This is a genomic window from Aureimonas phyllosphaerae, from assembly GCF_047943035.1.
Taxonomy (GTDB): Bacteria; Pseudomonadota; Alphaproteobacteria; order Rhizobiales; family Rhizobiaceae; genus Aureimonas; species Aureimonas phyllosphaerae.
In genome coordinates, this window is sequence record NZ_CP181348.1 from 3,426,933 (window position 1) to 3,452,302 (window position 25,370).

General features: G+C 65.0%; 38 protein-coding genes and 1 tRNA gene. 5 read left to right on the plus strand and 34 right to left on the minus strand.

All coding sequences use genetic code 11. The features are described 5' to 3' along the window. Window positions 1-22 precede the first annotated feature (22 nt). Window positions 23-853, minus strand: a complete 831-nt coding sequence (locus ACLNGM_RS16345; RefSeq protein ID WP_416355745.1) for an aldo/keto reductase — start codon at window positions 851-853, stop codon at window positions 23-25. Window positions 854-955: 102 nt separating this feature from the next. Here ACLNGM_RS16345 and ACLNGM_RS16350 point away from each other — a divergent pair, with 102 nt between their 5' ends. Beyond that, window positions 956-1,912, plus strand: coding sequence for a heparan-alpha-glucosaminide N-acetyltransferase (locus ACLNGM_RS16350; RefSeq protein WP_416355746.1), 957 nt, complete (start codon window positions 956-958; stop codon window positions 1,910-1,912). A 4-nt stretch (window positions 1,913-1,916) separates the two neighbouring features. Here the strand turns inward: ACLNGM_RS16350 and ACLNGM_RS16355 are convergent, their stop codons facing one another. Further along, entirely contained in the window at window positions 1,917-2,309 is a 393-nt protein-coding gene (locus ACLNGM_RS16355) for a MerR family transcriptional regulator (RefSeq protein WP_055885566.1), read from the minus strand. A 127-nt stretch (window positions 2,310-2,436) separates the two neighbouring features. Next, window positions 2,437-2,521, minus strand: a tRNA-Leu gene (locus ACLNGM_RS16360). A gap of 178 nt (window positions 2,522-2,699) precedes the next feature. Here ACLNGM_RS16360 and lipB point away from each other — a divergent pair. From lipB to ACLNGM_RS16380, 4 genes are read left to right on the plus strand one after another with little or no spacing between them, the layout of a single operon-like run. Next, a complete protein-coding gene (gene lipB / locus ACLNGM_RS16365; protein WP_416358472.1) occupies window positions 2,700-3,449 on the plus strand; it encodes a lipoyl(octanoyl) transferase LipB in 750 nt (249 codons plus the stop codon). Beyond that, a complete protein-coding gene (locus tag ACLNGM_RS16370) occupies window positions 3,446-3,901 on the plus strand; it encodes a YaiI/YqxD family protein (RefSeq protein WP_416355747.1) in 456 nt (151 codons plus the stop codon). Before lipB ends, ACLNGM_RS16370 begins: the two co-directional genes overlap by 4 nt. Window positions 3,902-3,958: 57 nt before the next feature. Beyond that, window positions 3,959-4,786 (plus strand): cytochrome b/b6 domain-containing protein, encoded by an 828-nt coding sequence (locus tag ACLNGM_RS16375; protein ID WP_416355748.1) that lies wholly within the window; start codon window positions 3,959-3,961, stop codon window positions 4,784-4,786. Next, complete coding sequence (locus ACLNGM_RS16380; RefSeq protein WP_416355749.1) at window positions 4,783-5,562, plus strand: molybdopterin-dependent oxidoreductase; 780 nt, start codon at window positions 4,783-4,785, stop codon at window positions 5,560-5,562. The genes ACLNGM_RS16375 and ACLNGM_RS16380 overlap by 4 nt, the downstream gene beginning before the upstream one ends. Here ACLNGM_RS16380 and ACLNGM_RS16385 read toward each other — a convergent pair whose 3' ends face one another. From ACLNGM_RS16385 to rplB, 31 genes are all read right to left on the minus strand, one after another. Then, window positions 5,563-6,282 carry an ATP12 family chaperone protein gene (locus ACLNGM_RS16385; RefSeq protein ID WP_416355750.1) on the minus strand — a complete coding sequence of 240 codons (720 nt, stop codon included), beginning with the start codon at window positions 6,280-6,282 and terminating at the stop codon, window positions 5,563-5,565. Between the two features lie 29 nt (window positions 6,283-6,311). Then, a complete protein-coding gene (locus tag ACLNGM_RS16390; RefSeq protein ID WP_416355751.1) occupies window positions 6,312-7,001 on the minus strand; it encodes an HAD-IA family hydrolase in 690 nt (229 codons plus the stop codon). Next, complete coding sequence (locus ACLNGM_RS16395) at window positions 7,001-7,990, minus strand: RluA family pseudouridine synthase (protein WP_416355752.1); 990 nt, start codon at window positions 7,988-7,990, stop codon at window positions 7,001-7,003. The genes ACLNGM_RS16390 and ACLNGM_RS16395 overlap by 1 nt, the downstream gene beginning before the upstream one ends. Window positions 7,991-8,061: 71 nt before the next feature. Further along, on the minus strand, window positions 8,062-8,439 hold the full coding sequence (crcB, locus tag ACLNGM_RS16400) for a fluoride efflux transporter CrcB (protein WP_416355753.1): 378 nt from the start codon (window positions 8,437-8,439) through the stop codon (window positions 8,062-8,064). 4 nt (window positions 8,440-8,443) lie between these two features. Then, on the minus strand, window positions 8,444-9,778 hold the full coding sequence (locus ACLNGM_RS16405) for a replication-associated recombination protein A (RefSeq protein WP_416355754.1): 1,335 nt from the start codon (window positions 9,776-9,778) through the stop codon (window positions 8,444-8,446). A 6-nt stretch (window positions 9,779-9,784) separates the two neighbouring features. After that, the gene (locus ACLNGM_RS16410) at window positions 9,785-11,224 is read right to left on the minus strand and encodes a DegQ family serine endoprotease (RefSeq protein ID WP_416355755.1); all 1,440 of its coding nucleotides are present in this window, start codon (window positions 11,222-11,224) and stop codon (window positions 9,785-9,787) included. A 102-nt stretch (window positions 11,225-11,326) separates the two neighbouring features. After that, window positions 11,327-11,497, minus strand: coding sequence for a hypothetical protein (locus tag ACLNGM_RS16415; RefSeq protein ID WP_175526873.1), 171 nt, complete (start codon window positions 11,495-11,497; stop codon window positions 11,327-11,329). A gap of 229 nt (window positions 11,498-11,726) precedes the next feature. Next, window positions 11,727-12,680 (minus strand): NAD-dependent epimerase/dehydratase family protein, encoded by a 954-nt coding sequence (locus ACLNGM_RS16420; protein WP_416355756.1) that lies wholly within the window; start codon window positions 12,678-12,680, stop codon window positions 11,727-11,729. A gap of 150 nt (window positions 12,681-12,830) precedes the next feature. Continuing rightward, the gene (gene rplQ / locus ACLNGM_RS16425) at window positions 12,831-13,253 is read right to left on the minus strand and encodes a 50S ribosomal protein L17 (RefSeq protein ID WP_416355757.1); all 423 of its coding nucleotides are present in this window, start codon (window positions 13,251-13,253) and stop codon (window positions 12,831-12,833) included. Window positions 13,254-13,400: 147 nt separating this feature from the next. Then, window positions 13,401-14,420, minus strand: a complete 1,020-nt coding sequence (locus ACLNGM_RS16430) for a DNA-directed RNA polymerase subunit alpha (RefSeq protein WP_090964429.1) — start codon at window positions 14,418-14,420, stop codon at window positions 13,401-13,403. Window positions 14,421-14,556: 136 nt separating this feature from the next. Next, window positions 14,557-14,946, minus strand: a complete 390-nt coding sequence (rpsK, locus tag ACLNGM_RS16435) for a 30S ribosomal protein S11 (protein WP_055885547.1) — start codon at window positions 14,944-14,946, stop codon at window positions 14,557-14,559. A 113-nt stretch (window positions 14,947-15,059) separates the two neighbouring features. After that, window positions 15,060-15,428 carry a 30S ribosomal protein S13 gene (gene rpsM / locus ACLNGM_RS16440; RefSeq protein WP_055885544.1) on the minus strand — a complete coding sequence of 123 codons (369 nt, stop codon included), beginning with the start codon at window positions 15,426-15,428 and terminating at the stop codon, window positions 15,060-15,062. Window positions 15,429-15,598: 170 nt separating this feature from the next. After that, window positions 15,599-16,192 (minus strand): adenylate kinase, encoded by a 594-nt coding sequence (locus ACLNGM_RS16445; RefSeq protein ID WP_416355758.1) that lies wholly within the window; start codon window positions 16,190-16,192, stop codon window positions 15,599-15,601. Further along, complete coding sequence (gene secY / locus ACLNGM_RS16450) at window positions 16,189-17,532, minus strand: preprotein translocase subunit SecY (protein ID WP_090964425.1); 1,344 nt, start codon at window positions 17,530-17,532, stop codon at window positions 16,189-16,191. The genes ACLNGM_RS16445 and secY overlap by 4 nt, the downstream gene beginning before the upstream one ends. A gap of 206 nt (window positions 17,533-17,738) precedes the next feature. Continuing rightward, entirely contained in the window at window positions 17,739-18,215 is a 477-nt protein-coding gene (gene rplO, locus ACLNGM_RS16455; protein WP_416355759.1) for a 50S ribosomal protein L15, read from the minus strand. A gap of 16 nt (window positions 18,216-18,231) precedes the next feature. Next, window positions 18,232-18,435 carry a 50S ribosomal protein L30 gene (rpmD, locus tag ACLNGM_RS16460; RefSeq protein WP_090964576.1) on the minus strand — a complete coding sequence of 68 codons (204 nt, stop codon included), beginning with the start codon at window positions 18,433-18,435 and terminating at the stop codon, window positions 18,232-18,234. Window positions 18,436-18,500: 65 nt separating this feature from the next. Then, window positions 18,501-19,052 (minus strand): 30S ribosomal protein S5, encoded by a 552-nt coding sequence (gene rpsE, locus ACLNGM_RS16465; protein WP_055885533.1) that lies wholly within the window; start codon window positions 19,050-19,052, stop codon window positions 18,501-18,503. Between the two features lie 140 nt (window positions 19,053-19,192). Then, complete coding sequence (rplR, locus tag ACLNGM_RS16470; protein WP_090964421.1) at window positions 19,193-19,555, minus strand: 50S ribosomal protein L18; 363 nt, start codon at window positions 19,553-19,555, stop codon at window positions 19,193-19,195. Window positions 19,556-19,565: 10 nt separating this feature from the next. Further along, on the minus strand, window positions 19,566-20,099 hold the full coding sequence (gene rplF / locus ACLNGM_RS16475; protein WP_090964419.1) for a 50S ribosomal protein L6: 534 nt from the start codon (window positions 20,097-20,099) through the stop codon (window positions 19,566-19,568). 44 nt (window positions 20,100-20,143) lie between these two features. Next, window positions 20,144-20,542 (minus strand): 30S ribosomal protein S8, encoded by a 399-nt coding sequence (rpsH, locus tag ACLNGM_RS16480; protein WP_055885525.1) that lies wholly within the window; start codon window positions 20,540-20,542, stop codon window positions 20,144-20,146. Between the two features lie 12 nt (window positions 20,543-20,554). Then, window positions 20,555-20,860 carry a 30S ribosomal protein S14 gene (rpsN, locus tag ACLNGM_RS16485; RefSeq protein ID WP_055885522.1) on the minus strand — a complete coding sequence of 102 codons (306 nt, stop codon included), beginning with the start codon at window positions 20,858-20,860 and terminating at the stop codon, window positions 20,555-20,557. A 21-nt stretch (window positions 20,861-20,881) separates the two neighbouring features. Beyond that, window positions 20,882-21,439 carry a 50S ribosomal protein L5 gene (gene rplE, locus ACLNGM_RS16490; protein ID WP_416355760.1) on the minus strand — a complete coding sequence of 186 codons (558 nt, stop codon included), beginning with the start codon at window positions 21,437-21,439 and terminating at the stop codon, window positions 20,882-20,884. Further along, window positions 21,432-21,755 carry a 50S ribosomal protein L24 gene (gene rplX, locus ACLNGM_RS16495; RefSeq protein ID WP_416355761.1) on the minus strand — a complete coding sequence of 108 codons (324 nt, stop codon included), beginning with the start codon at window positions 21,753-21,755 and terminating at the stop codon, window positions 21,432-21,434. The genes rplE and rplX overlap by 8 nt, the downstream gene beginning before the upstream one ends. Window positions 21,756-21,767: 12 nt before the next feature. Next, the gene (rplN, locus tag ACLNGM_RS16500; RefSeq protein WP_055885514.1) at window positions 21,768-22,136 is read right to left on the minus strand and encodes a 50S ribosomal protein L14; all 369 of its coding nucleotides are present in this window, start codon (window positions 22,134-22,136) and stop codon (window positions 21,768-21,770) included. 67 nt (window positions 22,137-22,203) lie between these two features. Continuing rightward, window positions 22,204-22,449 carry a 30S ribosomal protein S17 gene (gene rpsQ / locus ACLNGM_RS16505; RefSeq protein ID WP_055885512.1) on the minus strand — a complete coding sequence of 82 codons (246 nt, stop codon included), beginning with the start codon at window positions 22,447-22,449 and terminating at the stop codon, window positions 22,204-22,206. Between the two features lie 12 nt (window positions 22,450-22,461). Beyond that, window positions 22,462-22,662, minus strand: coding sequence for a 50S ribosomal protein L29 (gene rpmC / locus ACLNGM_RS16510; protein ID WP_055885509.1), 201 nt, complete (start codon window positions 22,660-22,662; stop codon window positions 22,462-22,464). Window positions 22,663-22,673: 11 nt separating this feature from the next. Continuing rightward, on the minus strand, window positions 22,674-23,087 hold the full coding sequence (gene rplP, locus ACLNGM_RS16515) for a 50S ribosomal protein L16 (protein ID WP_055885507.1): 414 nt from the start codon (window positions 23,085-23,087) through the stop codon (window positions 22,674-22,676). 26 nt (window positions 23,088-23,113) lie between these two features. Continuing rightward, entirely contained in the window at window positions 23,114-23,842 is a 729-nt protein-coding gene (rpsC, locus tag ACLNGM_RS16520) for a 30S ribosomal protein S3 (protein WP_090964413.1), read from the minus strand. Continuing rightward, window positions 23,842-24,228, minus strand: a complete 387-nt coding sequence (gene rplV, locus ACLNGM_RS16525) for a 50S ribosomal protein L22 (RefSeq protein WP_416355762.1) — start codon at window positions 24,226-24,228, stop codon at window positions 23,842-23,844. Before rplV ends, rpsC begins: the two co-directional genes overlap by 1 nt. 1 nt (window position 24,229) lies before the next feature. Then, window positions 24,230-24,508, minus strand: a complete 279-nt coding sequence (gene rpsS, locus ACLNGM_RS16530) for a 30S ribosomal protein S19 (protein WP_055885498.1) — start codon at window positions 24,506-24,508, stop codon at window positions 24,230-24,232. A 12-nt stretch (window positions 24,509-24,520) separates the two neighbouring features. Then, the gene (gene rplB, locus ACLNGM_RS16535; RefSeq protein ID WP_055885495.1) at window positions 24,521-25,357 is read right to left on the minus strand and encodes a 50S ribosomal protein L2; all 837 of its coding nucleotides are present in this window, start codon (window positions 25,355-25,357) and stop codon (window positions 24,521-24,523) included. Window positions 25,358-25,370: the final 13 nt, after the last annotated feature.

The following is a 25,370-nucleotide window of genomic DNA, read 5'->3' on the forward strand; positions in this document are numbered from 1 at the left end:
CACGGCGAAGGGCGCTTTGGCGTCAGCGATCGTCCCAGCGCGGCGCAAAGGACGGGTTCACCAGACGCTGGCGGGCGCGCGACATCTCGTGCAGGCGGCGACGGTCTTCGTCCTGAAGTTCGAAGTCGAAGACGTCAAGGTTCTCGGCCAGTCGCTCTGGCTTCGACGTGCGGGGAATGGCCCCGACCATCGGTTGCTCGATCTCCCAACGCAGCACAACCTGCGCTGGCGTCTTGCCGTAGTGCTTCGCCATGTCGGCGACCGCAGGGTCCGTCAGTAGATCCTTGCCCTGCCCGATCGGTGAGTAGGCCATCATCGCCATGCCGAGGCGCTGGCAGGCCGCATGCACCTTCTCCTGCGACAGGCGCGGGTGATACTCGACCTGATTGCAGACCAGCGGTTGCCGACTGAGTTGGGCCGCGCGATCGAGCAGTGCCGAATCGAAATTGGCCACCCCGATGTGCCGGGTCAGGCCATCCTCGTGCGCTTTATTAAGTGCGTCGATCGTACCCTCCAGCGGAATCGCGGCGTTCGGCCAATGGATCAAGAGAAGGTCCACCGCGCCGATATCGAGCGCGCGCACCGCCGCCTCCGCCGATCGCCTGAAGTCCGCCGGCGCGAGATCGTCGGTCCAAACCTTGGTCGTGACGAAGAGCTCGTTGCGACCGATGCCACTGGCGCGAACGCCCTCGCCGACCTTGGCTTCGTTGCCGTACATGCGCGCCGTGTCGAGATGCCGGTAGCCGACGTCGATCGCCTGGCCGACCATTTCGACGCAGGTTTCGCCTTCGAGACGATAGGTGCCGAGCCCGATCGCAGGAATGCGGGCGCCGTTGGCTTCGATGATGTGCATGGTATCCGCCCGTCCCGCTGCAGTTGCTGCGGCGACCTCGGCGGTCGCCATCAAGAGGGTTTTCAGATAGGCGAGATGCCGTCAGGACCAGAGGACCAGCCTATGATCGCATCCCAGGCCAGCCGCTTCGGCTCGCGCGTCGAACTCCTCGATGTCCTGCGCGGGGTCGCGCTCCTCGCCATGCTGGCCTACCACTTCACCTGGGACCTCGAATTCTTCGGCTACCTTCCGCCGGGCTATGCGCAGGTCGGCGGCTGGCGCATCTTCGCTCGATCGATCGCGATCAGCTTCCTCGTGCTGGTCGGTCTCAGCCTCTTTCTCGCCAATCGCAACGAGGTGCGCTGGCCGTCATTTCGAAAGCGCCTGGCGCAGATCGTTGCGGGCGCTGCGGTCATTTCGCTCGCGACCTACGCGTTCACGCCCGACTCTTTCGTCTTTTTCGGCATCCTCCACCTGATCGCCGTCGCGAGCGTGATCGGCCTTCCGGCGCTTCGCGTTCCCTTCGCCGTGAATCTCGCGCTCGCCGCCGTCCTCGTCGCCCTGCCGCTCGTCGTCTCGACGCCGGTGACCGACCCGCGCTGGCTGGCTTGGATCGGGCTGTCGGAGCACCCTCCGATCTCCAACGACTTCGTGCCGGTGATCCCTTGGCTGGCCCCCGTGCTGGTCGGGATCACGCTGGCCCAAATGGCGGAACGCTTCGACGTCTGGCCCCGCTTGCGACGGCTGAATGGGCGCTTCGGACCGGCTCGCCATCTCGGACGCCTCGGCCAGCATTCGCTTCTATTCTATCTCGTCCATCAGCCAATCTCGATCGGCCTCGTCGCCGCGTTCGCGTGGATCTCGCCACCCGACCCGACCGCAGCCTTCGACCAGAGCTGCCGGCAGACCTGTCTTCAGACCCGCGACGAGGGCTTCTGCCAGCGCTATTGCGGATGCGTCCTGGGAAACCTGAAGACGCAGGATCTCCTTGCGGACCTTCTTTCCGGGCGGCTCGACGAGACCAAGCAGCAGACGGTCCGACAAACCGTCGATCAGTGCTCCTTCTCGGCCGAACCATGAGGCGTCAGCTCGTCGGCGAGATGCCAAGCTCGGCCATGCGCGTGAGGCAGGCTTCCTCGGCCTGATCGAGCTCCGACAGGAGATCCTCGATGTCGCGACGCTTCTGCTCCAGTTCGGCGCGACGCTCGCTGACGCGACGGATGATCGTCCGCAGCTGGCCGGCCTCTCCCGGCGGCGTGCGGTACATGCCCATGATCTCGCGGATCTCGGCGATCGAAAAGCCGAGGCGCTTGCCGCGCAGAATCATCTTCAGGAGCTGGCGGTCGGAATGCCGGAACAGTCGCGTGCGGCCGCGACGGATGGGAGCGATCAGCCCCTCGTCCTCGTAGAAGCGAATCGTGCGCGTGGAGATGTCGAATTCCCGCGTGAGTTCGGTGATCGTGTAGTAGTCGCGCATCCGGCAGCCCCTCTTCAGGCGAGACAAACCAGATTGACGTAAAAGTCAATCGCGACGCCATCGGACCGCCTTGCGGTGCCGCAAGGCTCAAGTCGGAACATCGATGTCAGGGGATATCAAGCAAGGCTGGTGCGGTCGAGAAGACTCGAACTTCCACGGGTTGCCCCACAGCGACCTCAACGCTGCGCGTCTACCAATTCCGCCACGACCGCACGCCGTGTTCCGGTCCGAAGGCCGGCCCGGTCTGTCTCGACCGGTGGCGGCGATGTAACAAACGCCCCGAAGGCGCACAAGCCTTTTCGCAGCGCCGCCCGCATTCTTTTTTCAAGACGGTGGCTCGGAATGCGCAAGCCCTTTGCGCACCGGCCTTTGCGGCGCTATCTCAGCCGCATGGACAACCCGACACCACGCGACGCGCTCGACACCGGAAGCTTTTTTGCCCGATCGGACAGCCCTCCGGTCGAGTGGATCGTGATCGACGGGAGAATCGACTACCCAGCGTCGGTGGCGCTGATGGAGGACCGCGCGGCTCTCGTGGCGGACGGCACGGCGCCGGAGGCGGTGTTCCTCGTGGAGCACCCCCCGCTCTATACGAGCGGCACCAGCGCACAGGACGGCGATCTCCTCGACGCGGCGCGTTTCCCGGTCTTTCGCTCCGGGCGCGGCGGCGAGTTCACCTATCATGGACCCGGACAGCGCGTGGCCTACGTCGTGCTCGACCTGAAACAGCGTCGTCAGGATATTCGCGCCTTCGTCGCGGCTCTGGAGGAATGGGTCATCTCGACGCTCGCCGAGTTCCAGGTCCGCGGGGAACGCCGCGAGGACCGCGTCGGTGTCTGGGTCCGGCGCCCCGAGCGCCCGCCGCTTCCCGGCGGCGACCCGGCCGAGGACAAGATCGCCGCGATCGGCATCCGCGTGAGAAAATGGGTGACCTTTCACGGCATCAGCCTGAACGTCGATCCCGAACTCTCCCACTTCGACGGCATCGTGCCCTGCGGCATCCGCGGCTACGGCGTCACCAGCCTTCTCGACCTTGGCTTCGTCGTTTCGATGCCCGAGGTGGACGGAATCCTTCGCCGTCGCTTCGAGGCGATCTTCGGTGCGACCGTCATGCCTGTACCCGGTGGGAGCGCGCCATGACTGCCCGTGTCATCGTCGACGCCGACGCCTGCCCGGTGAAGGACGAGGTGATGGACGTCGCGGACAGGCTCGGTGCCGGTGTGGTTCTGGTGTCGAACGGCGGGATGCGACCCTCGCGTTATCCCGGCGCCCGCATCGTCAGCGTCTCAAGCGGCTTCGACGCGGCCGACGACTGGATCGCGGACGAAGCGACGGCCAATGACGTGGTGATCACGGCGGACATTCCGCTGGCGTCCAGGGCGTTGGAAAAAGGCGCGGTGGTGATCGGCCCCGACGGGCGGCCGTTCACGCCGGACAACATCGGTGCTGCCCTATCCTTTCGCTCGTTCAACCAGCATCTTCGCGAGACCGGCGCATCGAGCGGCTACAACAAGCCGTTCACCGCGGCCGACCGCTCGCGCTTTCGACAGGAACTCGACAAAGCTCTCCGCCGCGTCATCATCGCACCGTGATGCGTCCGCGCGCCTCGTCTAGACGTAGCTTGGCACGCGGCTCTTGATGGACGACACATGAAGTTTCTCGCCAAACGCGACGGCCCGCTGGTGTATCGGCAGCGCTTCGTCACCCGCCTCACCCACTGGGTCTGGGTTGTCTGCCTGTTCTTTCTGCTGCTCTCCGGGCTACAGATCTTTATGGCGCGGCCCGATCTCTACATCGGTCAGCAGTCCGGTTTCGAGTTCGAGAATCGGGTGCTCAGCATCGGCGCCGCCTTCAACGAGGGCGAACTCGGCGGGGTCACGACGGTCTTCGGAAAGAGCTTCGACACGACCGGTGCGCTTGGCGTGATCGAGGACGAGAACGGCGATTTCCGGCCGCAGACCTTTCCCGGCTGGATGACGATCCCTTCCTACCGCGACTTGGCGACCGGGCGCGTCGTGCACTTCTTCTTCGCCTGGGCGCTGGTCGGTACCTTATTGGTCTGGCTGGTCGGAAGCCTCGTCAACCGCCATCTGACGCGCGAAATCTTGCCGCGCGGGAGCGACTGGGCGGCCCTGCCCCGCGACATCGCCGACCATGCCCGGCTGCGCTTGCACCACAAGCGCACCTATGGCCCGCTCCAGAAGATCTCCTACTTCGCGATCCTCGTCGTGGTGCTGCCGCTCATGGTGGCGACCGGGCTGACGATGTCTCCGGGGATGAACGCTTGGGCACCGTGGACGCTCGATCTCTTCGGCGGACGGCAGACCGCCCGCACCATCCACTTCGTGCTGATGCTGGCACTCGTCGTCTTCTTCGTGGTGCACATCGCGATGGTTCTCCTCGCCGGGCCGATCAACGAGATGCGCTCGATGATCACCGGCTGGATGCGGGTCGACGGCAAGGAGGACGCCCGATGAAGACGTTCCTCGACCGGCGCCGCTTCCTGGGTGGCCTGGCAGCTGCGTCGACGCTGCCGCTGTCGGGTTGCTTCGACCCGCTGGTGGCAAGCGACTCCGAGGTTCGCGGCGTTCTGGAGAGTGCGAACACGCTCACCTACAAGGCGCAGCGACTGCTCCTCGGATCGGATCATCTCGCGCGCGAGTTCGATCGTTCGGACATTCGGCAGCCGATGCGGCCGAACGGCTCGACGAACCCGCAGGATGAGCCATACCTCGCACTCGCACGCAACAGCTTCCAGGACTACCGGCTGTCCGTCACCGGAGCCGTCAGAACTCCGCTGTCGCTGTCGCTCGCCGATCTCCAGTCCATGCCCGCGCGGACACAGATCACCCGCCACGACTGCGTGGAGGGATGGAGTTGCATTGCGGAGTGGACGGGGACGCCGCTCGGCCTCGTGCTCGACCGGGCCGGGGTCGCCTCCTCCGCCCGCTACGTCGTGTTCCTGTGCTTCGACACGCTCGACAACGGGTTCGCCGGTCCGATCCGCTACTACGAATCGATCGATCTTCTCGACGCCCGCCATCCGCAGACGATCCTCGCCTACGGGATGAACGGCACGGCGCTGCCCGTGGCCAACGGTGCACCGTTGCGGGTGCGGGTGGAACGGCAGCTCGGCTACAAGATGGCGAAATACATCCGCGCCATCGTCGTCACCGACTCGCTCGTCGCTTATGGCGAAGGCAACGGGGGCTTTTGGGAAGATCGTGGCTACGAGTGGTTCGCAGGCATCTGATCAGCGGTGCAGGAAAAGGTCCGCCGCGCGCATGTCGGTAAAACGGGACGCGCGGCGGGCCTGCGCTTCCTCGTCCTCGCCCCAGAGCGAGATGTTCCAGTCCTCGTCCACATGGGCGAGGCGCCAGGCTTCGTCCGAACCGAGGCGCCCTTCGGCGACGGCCAGCGCAATGATCAACGAGCCTGTCAGGGTCGTCATCTGGTGGATCGCCGCCAGCCGGAACGGATCGTTCTCCTCGGCAAGCCGTGCCCGAAGCGCCTCGATGGTGGCGGGCTCCTGCGCGACGTGCATGACCCCGGCGCCCGTCCTGACACGAGCACCGAAGCGCGCCTCGACCCACGCGATCAGCGGATCCCACGCCTCGGCCTGCCGGGCCACAAGGCGCTCCGGCTCGTCCGCCCGGTAGGCGATGAGATCGGTCTCGGCATAGCGCGCGAGGTCGTCGCGCGTTGCGCCAAGATCGTTCACCACTCCGTCGAGCACCGTATTGGCAAGCCGCGTCACCGGCATGGTCGACGGGTCGACATGCGTCTCTTGCCGCTCCCATTCCGCTGCGATGGCCTCGGCGATGACGCGGTCCGGCACCGCCAGGAGCGTGCGGATCGGCGTGCGCACGGGCCGCCCGTCGAGGCGGATCTCGAAGCCGGCCGCAGTCTCCTCGACCGCGACACCTTGATAGAAGCGCTTCGGCAGTTCGGGCTTCTGGAGCGGGTTCGACATGGCGGGAAGTCCCTGCTGCAACTCGTTTCTCACGCTCCGACCACCCTCGACGGTTCCGGCATCGACCATGCGGCCAGCGCCGCTTCGAGTTCGCCGATCGTCTGTGCGACGCCTCGGGCGCCTGCAGAGATCAGTGTCTCCGTCGATTGCGCGCCCCAGGCGACACCCCAGCCGACCGCGCCGGCCGCAACGGCCATCTGCATGTCGTAGACGGCATCGCCGACCACAAGCGTGTCCTGCGGCCGCACGCCGAGAAGATCGCAGCACTCCGTCACCATTGCGGGGTGCGGCTTCGACGGGCAGTCGTCCGCGGTGCGCACCGCCGCGAACATCCCGTGCAGGTCGTGGGCTTCCACGACGTGGGACACGCCGCGTCGCGACTTGCCGGTCACCATGCCGAGGAGAACGTCGTCCCGCTGGGCAAGACGGCGGAGCATCGGCTCAATGCCGGGAAAGAGCCGTTCCGGGTAGGTGCCCTCCGCACGGATCTCGTGAAAGGCGTCGCGATAGGTGTCGACGAGCGCCGGCAGGTCTCGCGGCGCGACGGTCGGCGCCAGACGATGGATCGCGAGATCGAGCGACAGCCCGATGATGCCACGGGTCGCGGCGTCATCGGGCTCCGGCAGCCCTGCCTTTTCGAAACAGCGCCGCATCGTCTCGCAGATCAGGCCGAAGCTGTCGGCCAGCGTCCCGTCGCAGTCGAAGAGGATCGCACGCATCAGTCGTTCTCGGCGGCCTCGTCGAAGCCGAACAGGTTCCACGTCTGGACCATGTGCGGTGGCAGCGGCGCGATCTGGTCGATGCGCCGTCCGCCGTCGGGATGAGGAATGATGATCCGGCGGGCGTGAAGATGGAGCCGCTGCTGCACGCCGCCGGGAAACTCCCAGTTGGTGTCGTGCTCGAAATATTTCGGGTCGCCAAGGATCGGATGGCCGATATGCGCGGCGTGGACGCGCAGCTGGTGGGTACGCCCGGTATAGGGCTCCATCTCGATCCAGGCGAAGGCCTGCGCCACCTGATCCACCACGCGGTAATGGGACATGGCATGGTCTGCGCCCTCCTCGCCGTGCTTGGCGATCCGCATCCGGTCGCCGTCCCGCGTCTGCTCCTTGACAAGGTAGGTCGAGATCCGGCCGTCGTGCGGCGTCGGCACGCCCTTCACGAGAGCCCAGTAGAGCTTCTTGGTATCGCGCTCGCGAAATGCCTTGGTCAGCGAGACGGCCGCCCCGCGGGTACGCGCGACCACCAGGATGCCCGACGTGTCCCGGTCGATGCGGTGAACGAGACGCGGCTTCTCGCCCCGCTTGTTGCGCCATGCCTCCAGCATTCCGTCGACATGGCGGTTGACGCCCGAGCCGCCCTGCACGGCGAGGCCCGCCGGCTTGTTGAAGACGTAGACCTTCTCGTCTTCGTAGATCAGCATCTGACCGAGCACGTCGCCGTCGTGCTTGTCGCGCATCGTGTTGGGCGTGAGCACGGCCGTCCGCGGCCGTCCGGCGTCGACGCCCATCGGCGGCACGCGGATCATCTGGCCGGCCTTGAGGCGCGTATCGGTCTTGGCGCGGCCGCCGTCGATGCGCACCTGCCCCGATCGCAGCAGCTTCTGGAGGTGTCCGAACCCGAGGCCCGGATAATGGATCTTGAACCAACGATCGAGGCGCAGGCCCGTCTCGTCCGCCTCCACCCTGATCTGCTCGACTACCGACATCTTCTTTTCCTATCGCTCTTGCCAAGGGCGATACAGCATTCGGCGCGCGGCCGGAACACCGGGAGCGTTCTTCAGCCGAGGTGCCGGACGAGCGCGAGCCCTGCGGCGAGCGCCAAAAGTCCGCCGAACATCGACAGGCCGACATAGAGAAGAGCCGCAGCCTGGCTGCCGCCTTCCCACAGACTGACGGCGTCGAGGCTGAAGGACGAGAAGGTCGTGTAGCCCCCAAGGACGCCGACCGCGAGGAAGACGCGCAGTTCGGGCGGCATCTCCAGATGCTGGGAGAGCCAAGCGACGAGCACGCCCATCACGAACGACCCGGTGACGTTGACGAACAGCGTGCCATAGGGAAACGCGACACCGAGCCAGCGGCCTGCCGCGACGGACACGCCGTAGCGGGCGACGCTTCCCAGGGCGCCGCCCAACGCAACGAGCGCGACATTCAGCATCGGGTCATTTCCGGCGTTCCTGTCGCAGGCGAGCCCAACGTTCCATCCGCTCGGCGATCCGCGCCTCCTCGCCTCGCCCGGTCGGCTGATAGAAGCTCGTCCGACCCATGGCTTCCGGGAAATAGTCCTGCCCGGAGAAGGCGTCCGGCGCATCGTGATCGTAGGCATAGCCCGACCCGTAACCCTCGTCTTTCATAAGCTTCGTCGGCGCATTGAGGATATGGCGCGGCGGCAGCAGCGATCCGTGCTCCTTGGCCGCCCGCATCGCCGCCTTGTAGGCGACGTAGACGGCGTTCGACTTCGGTGCGGACGCGAGATAGACGACAGCCTGCGCCAGCGCCAACTCGCCTTCCGGCGAGCCGAGATAGTCGTAGGCGTCCTTGGCCGCGTTCGCGACGAGAAGCGCGCGCGGATCGGCAAGCCCGATATCTTCGGACGCCATGCGCACGATGCGCCGACCGAGATAGAGCGGATCTTCGCCTGCATCGAGCATCCGGCAGAGGTAGTAGAGCGCCGCATCGGGATCGGACCCGCGGACCGATTTGTGTAGCGCCGAGATCAGGTTGTAATGACCGTCCTGCCCCTTGTCGTAGATCGGCGCACGCCGCTGCACGACGGACCTCAGACCCTCTCCGTCGAGCATCTCGCCCGGCCGAGCCGCGCGCCATACCTCCTCGGCGAGTGTCAGCACCGCCCGCCCGTCGCCGTCCGCCATCCGGACCAGCATATCGCGGGCGGCATCGTCGAGCGGCAAAGGGCCCTTCATCGCCTCTTCCGCACGCAGGAGCAGTTGACCGAGGCTTTCCGCGTCGTGCGCCCGGAACGTCAGCACGCGGGCACGAGACAGAAGCGCCGCATTCAACTCGAACGACGGGTTCTCGGTACTGGCACCGACCAGGACGATCGTCCCGTCCTCCATGACCGGCAAAAACGAGTCCTGCTGCGCTCGATTGAACCGATGGATCTCGTCGACGAACAGCAGCGTCTGCCGCCCGCTCGTCCTGCGAAGGCGGGCCGCCTCGAATACCTTCTTCAGATCGGCCACACCCGTGAAGATCGCCGAAATCTGCTCGAACGCGTAGTCGACCTCCCGCGCCAGCAGCCGGGCAACCGTGGTCTTGCCGGACCCCGGCGGCCCCCACAGGATCACCGAGCCCAGCGAACCGCTTTCCAGCATCCTCGTCAGCGCCCCTTCGGGGCCGGTCAGGTGTTCCTGCCCGACGACATCGCCGAGCCGCCGCGGTCTCAGACGCTCGGCCAGCGGTCCGTTGACCGCCGAAGCGGCGGGTTCGCTGCGCCTGCTGGGCTGCGGGTCGGCGTCGGCGAAGAGGTCGGCCACGTCGGATCAGCGCACGGTCTGAACGAGCCGCTGCCCGTTCCGGTCAACCTCGATACGCCAGCCGCCGCGTTCTCCTGCCGCGTCTTCCTCAAGTTCCTCCGTTGAAACGACATCGCGGCCGTTCAGGCTCGCAATGATGTCCTTCGGTCGAAGCCCCAATCGCGCCGCCGGCGAGTTGCGCTCGACGTCCGTCACGACGACACCGTCGGCGGTTTGCGGCATCTCGAGTTCTCCGGCGAGGCGCGGCGAGAGGTTTGCGATCGTCGCCCCCGCGAACGGCGTGCGTCCGTCGAGCGTGCGCAGATCGCGCGCCGGGGTCTCGGGCGCCGCCTTTAGCGCTAGGCGCACCCGTTCGCGCTTGCCATCGCCCGCCATGACCTCCATCTCGGCCTCGCGCCCGAGACCCGCCGTCGCAAGGCGATAACCGAGCGTGTCGGGGTTATCGACGGGAAAGCCGTTCATCGACAGGACGACGTCACCCTCCCGCAGTCCGGCATCGTCGGCCGGCGTGCCTCGACGCACCATCTGAACCAGAGCCCCCATCGGCCGATCGAGCCCGAGCGCCTCGGCCATGTCCGACGTCACCGCCACGAAGCCGGCGCCGATGTAGGGGCGCTCGAACGGACGCCCCTCCCTTGCTGCGTCCGTGAAGGCGCGGACCATGTTCGAAGGAATGGCAAAGCCGATCCCATTGGAGCCGCCCGTCCGCGAGAAGATCGCCGTGTTCACGCCGACGAGTTCGCCGCGCATGTCGATCAGCGCACCACCCGAGTTGCCGGGATTGATCGCAGCATCGGTCTGAATGAAGTAGCCGACATCGTTGACGCCGACATGCGTTCGGGCAAGCGCCGACACGATGCCGTTCGTCACCGTCTGTCCGATGCCGAACGGATTACCGATGGCGAGCACCAGATCGCCAATCTGCGTCGTATCCGAATCGGCGATCGCGATGCTCGGGAACGGCTCGTCGTCTTCGATCTTCAGAACGGCGAGGTCGGCCTGCTCGTCCTTTGACAGGATGCGCGCGTCGTATTCGCGCCCGTCGGCCAGCGCGACGCGCACTTCCTCGGCGTCGGCGATGACATGGTGATTCGTGACGACAAGTCCCGCAGGATCGACGATCACCCCGGAACCGAGCGAGGATTCACGTCGCGTTCGCCCTTCTCCGCGACCGAAGAACTGCTCGAAAAACGGGTCGCCCGCAAACGGCGTCCGCACCGGGACCTGCCGAGCCGCGTAGACATTGACCACAGCCGGCGCGCTCTTGCGAACCAACGGGGCGAAGCTCAGCTTCACTTCGGCTTCCGAACCCGGCACCCGATCCACGGGGGCGGCCGGCGCGATCGGCGCAGGAACGACGGGAGACTGCGCCACGACGGGCGCAGAAAATGCCACCAGCGCCAATGCTGCGACGCCCGGTCCAAGAATCAGCCTGCGATGCTTCATGCTCGTTCGCCTCGAAGATCGAATCACGCGTCTGGTATCGCGCCTTCTTCGAACGAAAAAAGGGCCTCGCGGCCCTTTTTCCAAAGTCGCTGCCGAAGTGGCTCAGCGGGCGGTGACGTCCTGCTGGACGTCGACCGATGCCGTCGCCGGTAACTCGGCCGTCGCATAGCTCGCGGTCAGGATGCCGAAAGCAAAGACAGCGCCCAGAAGGGTCAGCATAGTACGACGCATCGAGAACTCGCTCGTGTGGGTGGAAGCGGTTCGATTTTCCATGATATCCGTTTAATCCGTCTAAACTCGCCGCGGTGCCGCTCGGCGATAGCCCCCATTCGCCAGCAAAATGCCGCAATCCACCAAAGGTTGCATGCGAAGCATCGGATGTCGTGAGGGGTTGCCTTCGCGCTTTCAATTGCACAAGGGCGACGTGACCGCTATCGCGGGCTAGCAACACTCACAGGATATGCACTGCGTCCTGCAGAGGGCACGACCGGCAGGGTCGCGATCACACGCAGCGATATCGGATCAGGCTTTCCCCCAGTGCGACGACAGCCTCTCCTGCCGACCGGAAATCGATCCTGAGAACGTCGCGGGCCGGGGATGTGTCCACCCGTTTCGAGCGTCCGAGATCGTCGGCCAGCATCGCGGCTCCCGGCGAAACGAAAGCGCCCAGACGAATCAGGGCGGACGGCAGTCGATGCTTCGGCAATCGCCACCGCCGGTCCGGAAACGCCTCGGCGAGAAACGCCGACAACTGAAGAAGTGACGGCGTATCGGGTGATGCGAGGAGGAAGCGCCGTCCCGCCTCCGGTGCGAGCATGGCGCGGACGTGGGCACGAGCAACGTCTCGGACGTCCACGGAGGGAATGGCGACGTCCGGCAGCAGCGGGATGCGCCCCTTCATCATCGACGCAATCAACTGCGCCGACGTGCCCAGTCGCGAATCGAGCACGGGTCCCAGCACGAGCCCGGGATTGATCGTCGAGAGCGACAGTCCCGTCTCGCGCGCCACATCCCACGCTGTGCGCTCGGCGACGGTCTTCGAACGTGCGTAGGGGGAGACGGATCGGCTCGCCAGATTCGTGAAATCGCTCTCGTCGAACGCTCGCATTCGATCGCGCGGATGCCCGTAGAAGACGGCCGCGACCGACGACGTGACGACCGCGCGCTCCACCCCCGCTCGGGACGCGGACCGCAGGGCCCTCTCGGTGCCCTGACTGGCAAGTTCCACGAGCTGCTCGGGACGGCGGGGCTGGACGAGCGGAAAGGGCGAAGCGGTGTGCAGGAGGTATCGGCAGCCCTCGGCGGCATGGCTCCAGCCATCCTGCGACCCGAGATCGGCTTCGACGAATTCGCAGCGCACGGCATCGCCCCCGTGAGCCCGCACCACCGCCCTTACCTCTTCGGCACGCGAATTGGTGCGGACGGTCCCGCGAACATCGAAGTCCTCGCGCAGCAATTCGAGAACGACATGCTTGGCGATGAAGCCGGAAACTCCGGTGACGAGAACCCTGTCGCGTGCCATCCGCATCCCCACTTGGATCTGGACAGCAAAAAGGGGCCCACAGGCCCCTTTTCAATGGCAGTCGGATCGCGGTGCGACGAAGCGTCAGGCTGCTTCGTTCTGCGCCTCGGCCTCAAGACGCGCGCGGTCGGCGGCGCCACGGGCGTTGACGTCGCGCTCGACGAACTCGATCACGGCCAGCGGGGCGTTGTCGCCACGACGGAAGCCGGCCTTCAGCACACGGCAGTAGCCGCCGTTGCGATCGGCGTAGCGCGAGGCGATCGTGTCGAAGAGCTTGCGCACGGCAGCCTCGTCGCGGATCTGGCTGATCGCCTGACGACGAGCGTGCAGGTCGCCGCGCTTGCCGAGCGTGATGAGCTTCTCGACGATCGGACGCAGGTCCTTCGCCTTGGGGAGGGTGGTGACGATCTGCTCGTGCACGATGAGCGAGGCCGCCATGTTGGCGAACATCGCCTTGCGGTGCTCGTGGGTGCGGTTGAGCTTGCGACCGGAATTACCGTGGCGCATGGGTGTTTCTCCTCAGTCAGGTCCGGCTTGGCGCCGGGGACGGCATCCTCGCAACCCGGCTTGCTGCCGGTGCATGTGCCTTTGAATCTTTTGGGTGTCATGCGTGCTGCCCGCCGCAGACGCGGCGAGCACCGTGTTCGGGTCGAATCAGTACTGATCCTCGTAGCGCTTGGCCAGATCGTCGATGTTCTCCGGCGGCCAGGCGCTGACTTCCATGCCGAGATGCAGGCCCATCGAGGCCAACACTTCCTTGATCTCGTTCAGCGACTTGCGGCCGAAGTTCGGGGTGCGGAGCATTTCCGCCTCGGTCTTCTGGATCAGGTCGCCGATGTAGACGATGTTGTCGTTCTTCAGGCAGTTGGCCGAACGAACCGACAGTTCCAGCTCGTCCACCTTCTTCAGCAGCGCCGGATTGAAGGCGAGCTCGGCGATCTGCTCCTCGGCGCCGCGCACCTCGCGCTGCGGCTCCTCGAAGTTGACGAACACCGAAAGCTGGTCCTGCAGGATGCGCGCGGCGTAGGCCACGGCGTCCTCGCCGCTGATGGAGCCGTCGGTGACGATCTCCATCGTCAGCTTGTCCTTGTTCAGGTCCTGCCCCTCGCGGGTGTTCTCGACCTTGTAGGACACCTTCTTCACCGGCGAGAACAGGGCGTCGACGGGGATGAGCCCGATCGGGGCATCCTCGGCGCGGTTCTGGTCGGCCGGGACGTAGCCCTTGCCGGTGTTGACCGTGAACTCCATGCGGATTTCGGCGCCCTCGTCGAGGGTGCAGATCTCGTGCTCGGGGTTCAGGATCTCGATATCGCCGACGGTCTGGATGTCACCGGCCGTGACGACGCCAGGCCCCGACTTGCGAAGCACCATGCGCTTCGGGCCGTCGCCCTGCATGCCGATCGACACTTCCTTCACGTTCAGGACGATGTCCGTCACGTCCTCGCGCACGCCGGCGATCGAGGAGAATTCATGCAGCACGCCATCGATCTGGATCGCGGTGACAGCCGCGCCCTGGAGCGACGAGAGAAGAACGCGGCGCAGGGCGTTGCCGAGCGTCAGGCCGAAGCCGCGCTCAAGAGGTTCCGCCACAAGCGACGCCTTCGTGCGGCTTCCGCCGTTCTTGAAGACGACCTGGTTCGGCTTCGTGAGGTTCTGCCAGTTGCTGGCGATCATGTCGCTTGCCTTTCAGCTACCTCGCCACCATCCAATCGTGGCGAAAGGTCCCTTGGGAAGGATCGGCTTCCCGAATACGGCGAAAGCCGCGCAGTCCATGTCGGACTGCGCGGCATAGTCTCGAAACTGCGCTCGCTTAAACGCGGCGCTTCTTGCGCGGGCGAACGCCGTTATGCGGGATCGGCGTCACGTCGCGGATCGACGTGATCGTGAAGCCCGCAGCCTGCAGAGCGCGCAGAGCCGACTCGCGGCCCGAACCCGGACCCGACACCTCGACCTCGAGGGTCCGCATGCCGTGCTCCTGCGCCTTCTTGGCGGCGTCCTCGGCGGCGATCTGCGCGGCGAACGGCGTCGACTTGCGCGACCCCTTGAAGCCCTGCGCGCCGGCCGAAGACCAGGCGATGGTGTTGCCCTGCGCGTCCGTGATGGTGATCAGGGTGTTGTTGAACGAGGAGTTCACGTGAGCGACGCCCGACGTGATGTTCTTGCGTTCGCGACGACGGATGCGCTGTGCGTCCTTGGCCATTTTCTTATCCTTGGATCTCGACACCGCCGTAATGCCGGCGGCTCCACCGGCCGGAGAGCGCTTGGCTTCCGGCCATCAAACTCGACCGACCCGGACGGTCCGGGTCGACCCGATTACTTCTTCTTGCCGGCGATCGCCTTCGCCGGGCCCTTGCGGGTGCGGGCGTTGGTGTGCGTGCGCTGACCGCGAACCGGCAGGCCGCGACGGTGACGCAGGCCACGGTAGCAGCCGAGGTCCATGAGACGCTTGATGTTCATCGACGTCTCGCGACGAAGATCACCCTCGACGCGGTAGTCGCGGTCGATAAGCTCGCGAATCTGAAGCACCTCGGCGTCGGACAACTCGTTCACGCGGCGCTCGGCCGAGAGGTTCGCCTTGTCCATGATCTCCTGCGCAAAGCGCGGGCCGATGCCGTGGATGTACTGGAGCGCGATGAGAACGCGCTTGTTGGTGGGAATGTTGACGCCTGCAATACGGGCCAAGAGAGCCTCCTTTGGTCGCGGATCCGCCACGACACTGATCTGCACGACCCGTCCGGGCCGCTCCTAAACGCCAAGCGACCGTACGCAAACGCTTCCGCGTATACGCCGATCGCCTGATGATGCGCGAATTGGACCGGTCCTTATAAGATTCCCCGGCCCTTAGTCAACCGTCAGGCCGAAACCCGTGTCGTCAGCAGCGTCTCGATCTCGTCGGTGACGTGATCCACCGGCGCCATGCCGTCGATCTGCCGCAGGAGACCGCGCTCGCGATAGTAGGGCGAGACTGCAGCCGTCGCCTGACGAAACTCGCGAAGACGCCGATGGAACACCTCCGGTGTATCGTCCTTGCGCACCGGAAGACCAGCCTCGGCGGTTTCCCGCGCCCGCTTCTCGATCCGCTCGACGAGCCTCTGCTCATCGACACGGAACTCCAGAACGGCATCGATGGCGAGCTTGCGCTCGTCCAGCATCTCGTCGAGCGCCCTCGCCTGCGCCACAGTCCTCGGGAAGCCATCCAGAATGAAGCCCTTGCGAGCATCGTCCTGGTCGATGCGGTCCGCAACGATGCCGATGACGATCTCGTCCGACACGAGCTGACCGGCATCCATCACGGCCTGGGCGCGACGCCCGACATCCGTCCCCTTGGCCACGGCTTCCCGCAGCATGTCGCCGGTCGAAAGCTGCGGTATCCCATGCCGCTCCACCAGACGATGCGCCTGAGTCCCCTTCCCCGCCCCGGGGGGGCCCAGCAGTATGACCCTCATCGAGCTCCTCGCCTTCCTCCGCGCAGCTTCGCCTTCTTGACGAGGCCTTCGTATTGATGCGCCAGCAGGTGTCCCTGGACCTGAGCGACCGTATCCATCGTCACCGACACGACGATCAGCAGAGACGTACCACCCAGGTAGAACGGGATGCCTGCGGCCGAGATCAGGATCTCCGGGAGAAGGCAGATCACCACGAGGTAGATCGCGCCAACCACGGTGATGCGGGTGAGAACGTAATCGATGTAGTCGGCGGTTCGCTCGCCCGGACGGATGCCCGGGATGAAGCCACCATGCTTCTTCAGGTTATCGGCCGTGTCCTTCGGATTGAAGACGATGGCCGTGTAGAAGAAGGCGAAGAACGCGATCATGCCGGCGTAAAGCAGCATGTAGAGCGGCTGGCCGTGGCCCAAAGACGCGATGATCGCGGTTGCCCAACCCGGAAGCGTACTCGTGTCGGCAAAGTTCGCGATCGTGACCGGCAGGAGCAGCAGAGACGATGCGAAGATCGGCGGAATGACGCCGGCCGTGTTCAGCTTCAGCGGAAGGTGCGACGTGTCGCCCTGGAACATGCGGTTGCCGACCTGACGCTTCGGATACTGGATCAGAAGCCGGCGCTGCGCACGCTCGAAGAACACCACGCCGGCGATGCAGGCGACGACCACGACGACGACGATCAGAATGATCGCGGTCGACAGCGCGCCCGTGCGGCCGAGCTCGAGGAGATTGGCCAGAGCCGACGGCAGGTTCGCCGCGATGCCTGCGAAAATGATCAGCGAGATGCCGTTACCGATGCCGCGCGCGGTAATCTGCTCGCCGATCCACATCAGGAACATCGTCCCGCCGACCAGCGTAATGACGCTGGACAGGATGAAGAACGTGCCCGGATTGGTGACGATGCTGCTCGTCGACTGGAGGCCCGCCGCGATCCCGTACGCCTGAACGGTCGCCAGAAGCACGGTGCCGTAGCGCGTGTACTGGTTGATGATCTTCCGCCCGGACTCCCCCTCCTTCTTGAGGGCCTCGAGCGACGGGATGACCGATGTCATCAGCTGGATGATGATCGATGCCGAGATGTACGGCATGATGCCGAGCGCGAAGATGGCCATGCGGCCGACGGCGCCGCCGGCGAACATGTTGAACAGGCCGAGAATGCCCGTCGACTGCTGCTGGAACGCCTGTGCCAGCGCGTGCGGATCGATGCCGGGCATCGGGATGTAGGTGCCGAGCCGATAGACTAGGAGCGCCCCCAGCGTAAACCAGATGCGCTTCTTCAGGTCTTCCGCCTTCGAAAAGGCGGAGAAGTTCAGGTTTGCGGCAAGTTGTTCCGCGGCCGATGCCATGTCTGCGCTCTCTCCGGATGATCCGACGCGCCCAGCCCGACGCAATGCGTAGGCCGCGCGGACGATTCCGACACGTTCGTGACGTTATGTAGAACGGCCTACCGAAGCGAATTACAAGACAAATTCGGTCGTCGGGCGGTCCCAAAAGAAAAAAGCCGCCCTCGTGTGGGAGGGCGGCTTTCGAACTTCAACCGCGAAGCGGAGGATCAGGCCTCCGCCGAGGCCTTCTGCGGCACGGTGAGCGTGCCACCGGCCTTTTCGACCTTCTCGATCGCCGAGCGCGACGCGCCGTCGGCCTGGATCGTCAGCTTGCCGGAGACGTCGCCGTCGCCGAGGATCCGGACGCCGTCGCGCGAGCGGCCGACAAGCCCGGCCGCCTGAAGAGCCGCCATGTCGATCGTGGCCTTCGCGTCGAGCTTGCCCGCCTCGATCGCCTTGGCGATCTTGTCCAGCGAGACGACGTTGAAGGTCTTCGCGAAGATGTTCACGAAGCCGCGCTTCGGAAGGCGACGATAGAGCGGCATCTGGCCGCCCTCGAAGCCGTTGATCGCAACGCCGGAGCGGGCCTTCTGGCCCTTGACGCCGCGACCACCGGTCTTGCCGGAACCGGAACCGATGCCACGGCCGAGACGCTTGCGCGAATGGGTGGCGCCGTCCTTGTCGGCGATCTCGTTGAGCTTCATCTCGTTTACTCCCGGCTCACTGGCCGTCGACGACGCGGACGAGGTGGCTGACCTTGGCGATCATGCCACGGACCGAAGGCGTATCCTCCAGCGTCCGAACGCGGTGCAACTTATTCAGCCCGAGGCCGATCAGCGTGGCGCGCTGCTCGCTCGGACGGCGGATCGGGCTTCCGATCTGTTCGACGGTGATCGTCGAGCCCTGGGTCTGGGTCTTGGACATCATTCGGCTCCTTGAATGGGGACGACGGGCGGCAAGCGCGAGAGTCTCGCGCTCGCGCTGCTCCATCAGTCCTCAGCGCCGACCAGGTCGCGACGGCGCGCCTGGAGCGTGGAATACTTGATGCCGCGACGGGCAGCGACATCCTTCGGATGCATCTGACCCTTCAGGGCGTCGAACGTGGCGCGAACCATGTTGTAGGGGTTCGACGAACCGAGCGACTTCGCGACGACGTCGTGCATGCCGACGGCCTCGAAGACGGCGCGCATCGGACCACCGGCGATGATGCCGGTACCCGCCTCGGCGGTGCGCAGAAGCACCTTGCCGGCGCCATGACGACCGGCGACGTCGTGGTGCAGCGTGCGGCCGTCGCGCAGCGGCACGAAGATCAGGTCGCGCTTGGCGGCTTCCGTGGCCTTGCGGATGGCCTCCGGCACTTCGCGTGCCTTGCCATGGCCGAAGCCGACGCGGCCCTTCAGGTCGCCGACGACGACGAGCGCGGCGAAACCGAAGCGACGGCCGCCCTTGACCACCTTGGCGACGCGATTGATGTGGACGAGCTTGTCGACGAAGCCGTCATCCCGCTCTTCGCGGTCGTTACGTTCATTACGAGGCGCCATATCCTGTCCTTGTTTTTTTCCGGAGGCGTCCTAGGGTAGATGCCGATCGATGCGGCACCCGGCTTAAAGCATGACACGGCCGGCAGGAAAACCCACCGGACCGCAATCACACCGAAGATCGTCGGCCCGAAGGCCGAGGATCAGAAGTTCAGACCACCCTCGCGCGCGGACTCGGCCAAGGCCTTGATGCGGCCGTGGTAGATGAACGCGCCGCGATCGAACACGACGTCGGTCACACCCGCTTCCTTGGCGCGCTCGGCGACGAGCTTGCCGACAGCGGCGGCGGCCGCGATGTCCGCACCGGTCTTCAGGTCACCGCGCAGGCCGACGTCTAGCGTCGAAGCGGCAGCGAGCGTACGCCCAGCGGCGTCATCGATGATCTGGGCGTAGATGTTCTTCGACGAGCGGTGGACCGACAGGCGCGGACGCCCGTTCGCCACCGCCTTGATCGAACGGCGGACGCGGGATGCGCGGCGCCGGAGGAGTTCCTTCTGCGTTGCCATGTCCCGAGCCTTACTTCTTCTTGCCTTCCTTACGGACGATCTTCTCGCCCGCGTACTTCACGCCCTTGCCCTTGTACGGCTCGGGACCGCGATACTCGCGGATTTCGGCCGCGACCTGACCGACCTGCTGCTTGTCGATGCCGGTGATCACGATCTCGGTCGGCTTCGGCACGGCAATCGAGATGCCCTCCGGAACCGGGTAGAGAACGTCATGGCTAAAGCCGAGCGCCAGCTGCAGGTTCTTGCCCTGCATGGACGCGCGATAGCCGACGCCGCTGATCTCGAGACGCTTCTCGAAACCATCCTTCACACCTGACAGGATGTTCACGATCATCGTGCGGGACATGCCCCACTTCGAACGCGCATCCTTCGAGTCGTCGCGCGGGTCGACCTTGATCGACCCGTCTTCCATCTTCACGAGCACCTCGTCGTTCACCACGAACGAAAGCTCGCCCTTCGGGCCCTTAGCCCGGACGGTCTGACCGTCGACCGAGGCGGTGACCCCGCCCGGGACGGCAACCGGCTTCTTGCCAATACGAGACATCTGAGAACCTGTCCGTTGATCGCTTGGGAGACCTCGATGCCGCGTCAGAAGACGCGGCAGAGGATCTCGCCACCGACGTTCTGTTCGCGAGCGGCGTGGTCCGCCATGACGCCCTTCGGGGTCGAGAGCACCGAGATGCCCAAGCCGTTGGCGACATGCGGGATCGTCTTCGCCGAAACGTAGACGCGGCGGCCGGGCTTCGACACGCGGGAGATCTCCTTGATGACCGGAGCGCCCTCGTAATACTTGAGCTCAATGTTGAACTCAGCCGTGCCGTTCTCGAACTTGGTCTCGGAATAGCCGCGGATGTAGCCTTCGTCCTTTAACACGTCGAGGACGCGCGCGCGAAGCTTGGAGGCAGGGGTGGCGACTGACGTCTTGCTCCGCATCGTAGCGTTGCGGATGCGCGTCAGCATATCGCCGAGAGGATCGGAAAGTGCCATTGCAGTGCCTCCTTACCAGCTCGACTTGACGATGCCCGGGATCTGCCCGGTGTTGCCGAGGTCGCGAAGCGCGATACGGCTCATCTTCAGCTTGCGATAATAGGCGCGCGGACGACCCGTCACCTCGCAACGGTTGCGGACGCGAACCTTGGAGGAGTTGCGCGGCAACTCGGCCAGCTGGAGCTGAGCGCGGAAACGCTCCTCCATCGAGGCCTCCTGGTTCGTCGTCACGGCCTTCAGCGCTTCGCGCTTGGCCGCGTACTTCGCGACCAGCTTCTGCCGGCGCTTGTTCTTCTCGATGGCGCTCTTCTTGGCCATAACTTTTCCTTTCGCCTGCCGTTACTGGCGGAACGGGAAGTTCAGCGCCTTCAGAAGGGCGCGGGCTTCTTCGTCAGTCTTCGCCGTCGTACACACGATGATGTCCATGCCCCACATCTGATCAACCTTGTCGTAGTTGATCTCCGGGAACACGATGTGCTCCTTCAGGCCCATGGCGAAATTGCCGCGGCCGTCGAAGCTCTTCGGGTTGAGGCCGCGGAAGTCGCGCACGCGGGGCAGAGCGATCTGCACCAGGCGGTCCACGAACTCGTACATGCGCTCCTTGCGAAGGGTGACCTTCGCGCCGATCGGCATGTTCTCGCGCACCTTGAACCCGGCGATCGAGTTGCGGGCGCGCGTGATGACGGGCTTCTGACCGGCGATCTTCGCCAGGTCTTCCGCCGCGATCGTCGGCTTCTTGGAGTCGCCGGTGGCCTCACCGACGCCCATGTTGATCACGACCTTGTCGAGCCGAGGCACTTCCATCTCGTTGGAGTACTTGAACTCCTCGAAAAGCTGCTTGCGGATCTCGTCGCGGTATACGGCCTTGAGCCGAGGCGTGTAGCTGGTCTCAGCCATCGATCTGTTCTCCCGAACGCTTGGCGACACGCACCTTCTTTGCGTTCTCGCCTTCGCCGACAACCTTGAAACCGACGCGGGTCGGCTTGCCATCCTTCGGGTCGGCGACCGAAAGGTTCGAGAGGTGGATGGGGGCCTCCTTGGAGACGATCCCGGCTTCCTGGCTGGCGGACTGCTTCTGGTGGCGCTTCACCATGTTAACGCCGGAGACGACCGCACGGTCCTCCTTCGGCATGACCTGGAGCACCTTGCCCAAGCGGCCCTTGTCCTTGCCGGCCAGCACGACGACGTTGTCGCCCTTCTTGATCTTCTGCATCGGTCCGGCTCCTTACAGCACTTCCGGGGCCAGGGAAATGATCTTCATGTGGTTCCGGCCGCGCAGCTCACGCGGGACGGGTCCGAAGATACGAGTTCCAACCGGCTCCTTCTTGTTGTCGATCAGCACGGCCGCATTGCGGTCGAACCGGATCACCGAACCGTCCGGACGACGGATGTCCTTGGCCGTGCGAACCACGACCGCCTTCATCACGTCACCCTTCTTCACGCGGCCGCGCGGAATGGCTTCCTTGATCGAAACGACGATAATGTCGCCGACCGAGGCATACTTCCGCTTCGAGCCGCCCAGCACCTTGATGCACATGACACGACGGGCGCCGGAATTGTCCGCCACATCGAGGTTTGTTTGCATCTGAATCATGTCAGGCCGCCTTCAAATCACGAGCAGCCGGGGAGCGCAGGATCATGCGCTGCACCCGAGCCTATATTCACTGAGCCGAAGCCTGGGAGGCAACGACGATCCAAGTCTTGTCCTTCGAGATCGGCTTGGTCTCCTCGATGGAGACGATGTCGCCGACCTTGTACTGGTTGGATTCGTCGTGCGCCTTGTACTTCTTCGACCGGCGAACGGTCTTCTTGAAGAGCGGATGCGTGAAGCGACGCTCCACGAGCACGACGACCGTCTTGTCATTCTTATCGGAGACCACGGTCCCCTGCAAAACGCGTTTCGGCATAGTTGACTACCTTCAGGCCTTGGCCGTGCCGGCCTTCTGGCGGGCAATGGTCTTGATCCGGGCGATGTCCCGACGGACTTCCTTGACACGAGACGTGTTCTCGAGCTGGCCCGTGGCACGCTGGAAGCGCAGGTTGAACTGCTCCTTCTTCAGCTTGCCGAGGTCGGCCGTCAGCTCGTCCTGCGTCTTCGTGGTCAGGTCGGAGGCTTTCATCGAATTTCTCCTTACTCGGCGATGCGCTGGATGAACCGCGTGCGGATCGGAAGCTTCGCCGCGCCGAGGCGCAGGGCCTCGCGAGCGACATCTTCCGCCACGCCGTCGATCTCGAACATGATACGACCGGGAGCGACGCGGGCCGCCCAGTACTCGATCGCACCCTTGCCCTTACCCATGCGGACTTCCGTCGGCTTGGCGGTGACAGGCAGGTCCGGGAAGATCCGGATCCAGACGCGGCCCTGGCGCTTCATCTGACGGGTGATCGCGCGGCGAGCCGCTTCGATCTGGCGGGCGGTGACGCGCTCCGGCTCGAGGGCCTTCAGACCGAAGGTCCCGAAGCTGAGCAACGAGCCGCCCTTGGAGTTGCCGTGAATGCGTCCTTTGAACGCCTTCCGGAACTTCGTGCGCTTTGGTTGCAACATTTCCTATTACTCCGAAACTTCGACTATCAGGCGTGCTCGCGCTCGCGCTCACGACGACGGTTATTGCCGCCACCGGAGTTCGAGCCGTCGCCCTCGACCGCACGACGCTCGGAAGCCATCGGATCGTGCTCCAGGATCTCGCCCTTGAAGATCCAGACCTTCACGCCGCAGACACCGTACGCCGTATGGGCTTCCGCGGTCCCGTAGTCAACATCCGCACGAAGCGTATGCAGCGGGACGCGGCCCTCGCGGTACCATTCCATGCGGGCGATTTCCGCGCCGCCGAGACGACCGCCGCAGTTGATGCGGATACCCTCGGCGCCGAGGCGCATCGCCGACTGCACGGCGCGCTTCATGGCGCGGCGGAACGCGATGCGGCGCTCCAGCTGCTGGGCGATCGACTGCGCCACCAGCGTCGCATCGGTCTCGGGCTTCCGGACCTCGACGATGTTGATGTGCGTCTCCGCGTTGGTCATCGCCGACAGCTTCTTGCGAAGCTTCTCGATGTCCGCGCCCTTCTTGCCGATCACGATGCCCGGACGCGCCGAGTGGATCGTGATGCGGCACTTCTTGTGCGGGCGCTCGATGACGATCTTGGAGACCGCCGCCTGCTTCAGCTCGCTGAGGAGGTACTTGCGGATCGCAAGGTCCTCGTGGAGCAACTGGCCGTACTCGCCGGTGTTGGCGAACCAGCGGGAGTCCCAGGTCCGGTTGATGCCGAGGCGCAGGCCGATCGGATTGACTTTCTGACCCATTACGCGGCCTCCTCTTCGGCCTTCTCGCGGACGATGATCGTCAGGTGCGAGAACGGCTTCTCGACCCGGCTCGCCCGACCGCGACCGCGGGCGTGGAAACGCTTCATCGTGATCGACTTGCCGACGAACGCCTCGGCGACGACCAGCGTGTCGACGTCGAGATGGTGGTTGTTCTCGGCGTTCGCGATGGCGCTTTCCAGCGTCTTCTTCACCGTCTCGGCGATCCGCTTGCGCGAGAAGGTCAGGTCCGCGAGAGCGCGATCCACCTTCTTGCCGCGGATCATCTGCGCGACGAGGTTCAGTTTCTGCGGGCTCACGCGGATCGTACGGGCGACAGCCTTCGCCTCGTTGTCCTTGAGCACGCGCTCGGCCTTGGCCTTGCCCATGTTACTTCCTCTTCGCCTTCTTGTCGGCGCCGTGGCCGTAATAGGTACGGGTCGGGGAGAACTCGCCGAACTTGTGTCCGACCATGTCCTCGTTCACCGAGACCGGGATGTGCTTGTTGCCGTTGTAGACGCCGAACGTCAGGCCAACGAACTGCGGCAGGATCGTGGAGCGACGGCTCCAGATCTTGATGACTTCGCTGCGACCACCCGAGCGGACCTTTTCGGCCTTCTTCAGGAGGTAGCCATCAACGAACGGACCTTTCCAGACGGAACGTGTCATGGAGTGTTTCCCTTACTTCTTGCGCTGATGGCGCGAGCGCATGATGAACTTGTCGGTCGCCTTGTTCTGGCGCGTGCGCTTGCCCTTCGTCGGCTTGCCCCACGGGGTGACCGGGTGGCGACCACCCGAGGTGCGACCCTCACCACCGCCGTGCGGGTGATCGACCGGGTTCATCGCGACGCCGCGAACGTGCGGGCGGCGACCGAGCCAGACAGAGCGGCCCGCCTTGCCGAGGTTGATGTTGCCGTGGTCCGGGTTGGACACGGCACCGACCGTGGCGAAGCACGAACCCGACACGAGGCGCTGCTCACCCGAGTTTAGGCGAAGGATCGCCATGCCCTGGTCACGACCGACGAGCTGGGCGTATGCGCCAGCCGAACGGGCGATCTGGCCGCCCTTCATCGGCTTCATCTCAACGTTGTGGATGATGGTGCCGACCGGCATCGCCGACAGCGGCATAGCGTTCCCCGGCTTCACGTCGATGCCGGTGAGACCTGCCACCACCTTGTCGCCGGCAGCCAGACGCTGCGGAGCCAGGATGTAGGACAGCTCGCCGTCCTCGTAGCGGATCAGCGCGATGAACGCGGTGCGGTTCGGATCGTACTCGAGGCGCTCCACCGTCGCGACGACATCAAGCTTGCGACGCTTGAAGTCGATCATGCGATAGGTGCGCTTGTGACCGCCGCCTTGATAGCGAGCGGTGATGCGACCCATGTTGTTGCGGCCGCCGCTGGAGTGCAGGCCCTCGGTCAGCTGCTTGACCGGCTTGCCCTTCCAAAGGCCGGAGCGGTCGACCAGCACCAGCTGGCGGGTGCTCGGGGTGACCGGCTTGAAGTTCTTCAGTGCCATGATCTTCTATCCT